This window comes from Halobacterium bonnevillei (genome assembly GCF_009831555.1).
GTDB lineage: Archaea > Halobacteriota > Halobacteria > Halobacteriales > Halobacteriaceae > Halobacterium > Halobacterium bonnevillei.
Map to the genome: position 1 here is coordinate 1 of NZ_WUUU01000199.1, position 5,238 is coordinate 5,238.

The following is a 5,238-nucleotide window of genomic DNA, read 5'->3' on the forward strand; positions in this document are numbered from 1 at the left end:
GCGATCCGAGGAGTTCGCGTCGAGTAGCGTGGGCGCGGGCGGCGTCAGCCGGGTCGCGAACCCGGACGCCGCGCGGCGGGAACACGAACCGCGACCCGGCACGGCCGCAGTCCGGGCACTCTACGGCGAACATGCCGTCGTCGTAGGTCGCTTCGAACGCGACGCCGCACGTCGGGCAGTCGGCGTCCACGGGCGTCGGGTCGACGGACGCCGACGGCGCGAACGTCTCGGACTGGACGGCGTCGACGACGGCCACGCCGGCCGGCGTGAGCCGGTAGCCGTCCTCGGTCTTCTCCACGAACACGTCCGTGAGCCGCTGGAGGTGGTAGTTGAACCGCCCGGAGTCCCGCACTCCGATTGCGTCCTTCAGCGTGGCGTACGACACCGCGTCGTGACGGCCCTCCAGCCACAGTGCCCGGAGCAGTTCGACCCGGACGGGGTCCGACAACCGGTTGAACGCGTCAGCGGTGGCTTCGAAGTCCGGCACGGTCATTGGCGGGTCTACGGACACCGCCCGCATAGAAGGTGGTGTGAACGTCTCTTCACTCGGCGTTCGTGACTTCGTTCGTCTCCAGCCACTCCTCGAAGTCGACGAAGCAGTCCACGCAGAGCCGCCCCGTAACGTTCTCCGAGTCGTCGTGAATGGCCTCGAAGACGTATCGCTGGTGGCGGGGCTGTTCCGGTTTGAGCTTCGTCCCGCACTTGTCGCAGTACTCGACCATAGGGGTCGGATATTCCCCTCGGAGACGGAAAAGCCGGATGGCCGCGGGGACTACCAGCGGGCGAGGTCGGTCAGTCGGTCGACGCGACTACTCGTCGCGGAGTTCGTGGAGGCGCTCGCGGCCGGGTGCGATGAGTTCGTCGAGGGAGTCGGCGAGCGCGCCCTTCGCGTCCGCCGGGTGGAGTTCCCCGGACTCGAGGTCCGCGGCGAGCGCCTCGTAGTCCTCGTAGCGGAGGTCGCCGCCGTACTCGTCGGGGCGCTCGACGACGACTGCCTCGAACCGCGGGAACACGTGGTACTGGAACAGTTCGAGGACGGGATTGACGAGGTCGCCCTCCGGGTCGCGGGTCGGCGGACAGAACGCCGAGTTGACCTTCTCCCGGAGGTCCTCCGCGGTGTCCTCCATGGAGATAGTGACGCCCTGGCTGGAGGACATCTTCCCCTCGCCCGTTTCGAGGTCGCCGATGATGGGCGTGTGGAGCGCGGGGCGCTTCTCGTAGCCGAGGCTCGGGAGTTCCTCCCGGGCGAGCATGTGGACCTTCCGCTGGTCGATGCCGCCGACCGCGAGGTCCAGGTCGAGGTACTCGATGTCCAGCGCCTGCATCAGCGGGTAGACGACGTGGCTGACCTTCACGGTCTCCCCGCTCTGTATTTCGGCCATCGCGCGCTTCGCGCGGTTCAGCGACGTCGCGAGTTCGAGTTCGTGGAGGTCGAGTTCGTAGTCGTCGTCGAGCTGGTAGTCGCTGCCGAGCACGAACTCCGTGCTGTCCTCGTCGAGCCCGTACGCGAGGAACTGCGCTTTCATCTGGTCGGCGGTGTCCCGGATCTCCTCGAACGTGCCCTTGCCGTTGAGGTACGCGTGGACGTCCGCCAGCAGCACGACGACCTCCATCCCGGCGTCCTGGAGGTCGATGAGTTTGTTCGCGGTGAGCAGGTGTCCGATGTGGAGGACGCCCGACGGCTCGTAGCCGACGTACACCCGCTTCCCGTCGGGGTCGTCGGCGAGCGCGCGAACCTCCGCCTCCGTCACGACTTCCTCGACGTTCCGCGTGACGAGTTCGTAGGTGTCCATGCTCGGGGAGAGTCGGCACGCCGGGTTAAGCGATTTGGAACCGTGCCAACCGTTCAGGGCCACGATACCGCTGCCGACCGACCAATCCATGCGCTCGGGCCGTCCGAACAGTCAGCGCAGTCAGCCCCACCGACCAACCGACAGCGGGCGGGACTGAAAGGGGCGGCCTGCTTCGCGAAGCCCGGTGACGCAGGCACGCGACTGGGCGGAGCGCGCGCAGCGAGCCGCGCGAGCGAAGCAGGCCGGGGCTTTCGCTGCGGAGAAATCTACGGGCGACCACTGCGGTGCTGGAACAGCCGCAGCGACTAGTCGCGGTCGGCGCGGTGTTCGCTGATGATGGAGTCGACCATGCTCTCTTTCTGTTCGCGTTCGCGTTCGACTTTCCGGTCGCGCCAGTCCTCGACGACGGCCCGGACGTCGGGTTCGCTGGCGAGCGCGAGTTCGTCGACCTCCCGGATGCGCACGTCGTCGGCGGGGCCGACCGGGATGTCGTGCTGGAACAGCACCTGGTCGGCGGCGTCCGAGAGCCCCCCGGAGCGCAGGACGACGCGGGGTTCGAACTCGGCGAGGAGTTCGGCCGTCGACCGGCCCGCGCCGGAGGCGTCCCGGAGGTAGACGACGTCGCCGGCGGCGATGCCGTACTCGTCGTGGGCGGCTTCGATGGCGTCGACGGTGAACTGGTCGACGGGCTTGACCGCGACCAGGTCGTCGCTGCCGTTCACGTCCCCGAGGTTGGAGTGGTCGAGCTTCCAGAGGTCCTTGAGGCGTTCGAGTTTCGCCTCGAGTTCGTCGGCGCGCTCGCGTTCTTCGTCGAGTTCGGTTTCGAGGCGGTCGTTCTCCCATTCGAGCTGCGTGACTTCGCGGCGCTCCCGGGCTTCCTGGCGTTCCTCGCGGCGGGCGTCGGAGAGTTCCTCCTCGTACTCGGCGAGCTCGTCGTCCTTCTCGGCGAGTTCGGCTTCCAGGTCCGCGACGTGGTCCTGGAGGCGCTGGACCTGGGCTTCGAGGTCCTTGATGCGTTTCTCGTCGTCGCTGAGCTCCCGGGGTTCGTGTTCGACAGCGTCCTCCTCGGGTTCCTCGGTGGCGGTGAGGTCGTCCAGGACCGCAGTGAGCGGTTCGTCGTTGCCGACGACGCGCGCGACGACTTCGCCGCGGTCGAGTTCCCGCGGCGTCTCCTCGGTGGCGCGCCGGATCTGGTCGGCGTGGTCGTCCCGCGCGAACAGCGCGGCCGCCATGGCGTCGCGCTGGTGGTCGTCCTCGTAGCCCTCCTCGCGGGTGCGGTGCTGTTTCTCGTCGATTGGGAGGTCGCTGTCGGGCTCCCAGCCCGCCGCGTCGAAACTCGCGCGGATCTTCTCGACCGTGTTCGGCATCGGCGTGACGTCCGCGGCGACGACGACCGGGCGGCCGCGTTCGATGATCCACTCGATGACGTCGGCGGTGTCCGCCGTCCGAGTGCTCATCACGTCGAGGACGCGGCCGTCGAGCGCGACGAGCGCGACGGCGGTGGTGGTGCCGGGGTCGACGCCGACGAACACACGGTCGCGGCGGCGCGCGAGCGGCCGGAACTCGATGCCGTCCCGGCGCACCGGCTCGACGACGACGCGGGTGTCTCCCGAGCGCCGGTCCGTCACGGGAATGTCCTCCGGCCTGGCTTGCACGGTGAACACGGCGTTGGCGAAGCCGCCGTACTTCTCCGTGACGTCGCGCTCGTACTCGAGGCCGGCGTCGTCGAGGTCGGATTCGACGTCCCGCGCGACGCGCTTCACGGAGCCGTGGATGCGGCGCGTGAACCGGTCCTCGCTCCAGCCACCGCCGCCGCCAGTCGACCGGCCGCGGGCGACCTTGACGGTTGTCTCGTCGGTGAACGCCGACACCTCGTAGCCGACGTTGCGCGCCGCGAGGCGCGCCGCTGCCTCGGCTTCCTCCATCGCGGGTTTGCCGTACGGGACGCCGTGGCGTTTGGCGACCCGCGAGAGGGGTTCGGGGCGTTCGTCCCCGGTCACCTGCACGAGTTTCGTCTCCTCCGGGAGGCCGCGGAGGAAGTGCACGAGCTGGTCCTTGTCGGCCGCCAGCTCGTACATGTTGTCGGTCGCGAGAATCGCGGGCGCCTCGTCGTCGACGCGGCGCAGGAGCTTCCGGCGGCTGACTACGTCGCGTTCCACGACCTCGCCGTCGAAGACGACGAGTGCGTACGAGGGGGCGTCCCCGCGCACGTCACCACTCTGCACGTCGACGCCGAAGACGCTGGCGTCGAGGGCACTCGTGCGGGTGCTCACGTCTACGGATTGTAGGGTACGACGGCTAATAAGTGCACGGCGGAGTGGCGAACCGTCACACGCACCCCAGGGCATCCCACCGAGCGTGACCCGAACCCGGGCGCTCGAAAACACGTAAGTGACACGCTCGTGAACATCGTTTGGAGGCTACGACTCCGGACTCGGAGCGTAGTCACTCGCGCAATGTCCCTGGGAGACGTCATCGACGCGGCGCGCCGCCGCCGGAAAACACTGGTCGTGCACGCGCCTGACAGCGACCCGGACGTCAGCAGCGTCACCGACCGCTTCGACGGCCGCAACGTCGACGTGGTGGTCGAGGACGTCCGAGCGGACGAGCCGGAGCCCTACGTCGAAGTCCTGGAGAACGGGCAGTTCCGCGCCGTCGTCAGCCTCGCTGACCTCCGGTCGTTCCTCGAACCGCCGATCGAGGACCCCGGAACCTACCCGCGGGCGCACAACGCGCTCCACGAACTCCTCGACGACTCGGTGTTCGCGACCCTGTCCCGGCGCCAGTTGCTCGCGACGTCGCGAGAGATCGAGGACCGCGCCTACCGGACCGGCAGCGGCGAACTCCACGCCGGCTTCCAGTCGCAGGCCGCATTCGAACCGCAACGCGCACTCTACAACCGCCTCGCGAACGATACTGACCTCGGCGTTCACGTCCACCTCGTTCCTGACCCCGGCGGGGTCCCGGATACTGGCGCCACCGTTCACGAGAATCCCCATCCCGACGTCGGCCGGTACTGGTTCCTTGCGTACGACGGCGGCCAGACCGGCCAGCAGTGCGCGCTCGTCGCCGAACAACGCGGCAGCGACGCCTACCACGGCGTCTGGACGTACGACCGCGAACTGGTCGCGACGGCGCTGTCCGCAATCGACGACCTCTCGGGGTACAGGCCAGCCTGACGGTCGGCAGTTCCCAGACGGCGCTGAGCCAGTCGGCGTCCGGAGAGGGGACTAGAAGTCGCCGCTGTCAGTCGGCGTCCGGGTACGGGACGTCGTACTCGAGGCCGTCGTGGGCGACGAAGACCGTCCCGTCGAAGTCCACGGCTTCGGCGTCCTCGCGGATCTCCCTGGCGTCTCCGGCGTACCGCGAGGAGATGTGGGTGAGTGCGAGCGCGCTCGCGCCGGCCCGGGCGGCGATTTCGGCGGCCTCGCCGGCGGTCGCGTGG

Annotated in this window: 5 protein-coding genes and 1 pseudogene; 1 reads left to right on the top strand and 5 read right to left on the bottom strand. The window is 68.8% G+C overall.

From position 1 onward, the window contains the following. From GRX66_RS16390 to GRX66_RS16405, 4 genes are all read right to left on the bottom strand, one after another. The coding region (locus tag GRX66_RS16390) for a winged helix-turn-helix domain-containing protein (protein WP_201293068.1) at window positions 1–493 on the bottom strand (493 nt) is incomplete at its 3' end. Window positions 494–542: 49 nt separating this feature from the next. Next, window positions 543–722: a hypothetical protein gene (locus GRX66_RS16395; RefSeq protein ID WP_159527482.1), complete on the bottom strand. Its 180-nt coding sequence runs from the start codon at window positions 720–722 to the stop codon at window positions 543–545. Between the two features lie 87 nt (window positions 723–809). Continuing rightward, the gene (locus GRX66_RS16400) at window positions 810–1,793 is read right to left on the bottom strand and encodes a tyrosine--tRNA ligase (protein WP_159527483.1); all 984 of its coding nucleotides are present in this window, start codon (window positions 1,791–1,793) and stop codon (window positions 810–812) included. 305 nt (window positions 1,794–2,098) lie between these two features. Further along, entirely contained in the window at window positions 2,099–4,066 is a 1,968-nt protein-coding gene (locus GRX66_RS16405) for a DUF460 domain-containing protein (RefSeq protein ID WP_325064160.1), read from the bottom strand. A 183-nt stretch (window positions 4,067–4,249) separates the two neighbouring features. Between GRX66_RS16405 and GRX66_RS16410 the strand changes: the two genes are divergently transcribed. Then, on the top strand, window positions 4,250–4,972 hold the full coding sequence (locus GRX66_RS16410) for a DICT sensory domain-containing protein (RefSeq protein ID WP_159527484.1): 723 nt from the start codon (window positions 4,250–4,252) through the stop codon (window positions 4,970–4,972). 67 nt (window positions 4,973–5,039) lie between these two features. Here GRX66_RS16410 and GRX66_RS16415 read toward each other — a convergent pair. Then, window positions 5,040–5,238: pseudogene (locus GRX66_RS16415) on the bottom strand (ribonuclease Z); the annotation flags it as partial.

Coding starts and splice junctions, on each gene's coding strand:
- GRX66_RS16395 (WP_159527482.1), bottom strand. CDS start 722: ATGGTCGAGTACTGCGACAAGTGCGGGACGAAGCTCAAACCGGAACAG.
- GRX66_RS16410 (WP_159527484.1), top strand. CDS start 4,250: ATGTCCCTGGGAGACGTCATCGACGCGGCGCGCCGCCGCCGGAAAACA.
- GRX66_RS16400 (WP_159527483.1), bottom strand. CDS start 1,793: ATGGACACCTACGAACTCGTCACGCGGAACGTCGAGGAAGTCGTGACG.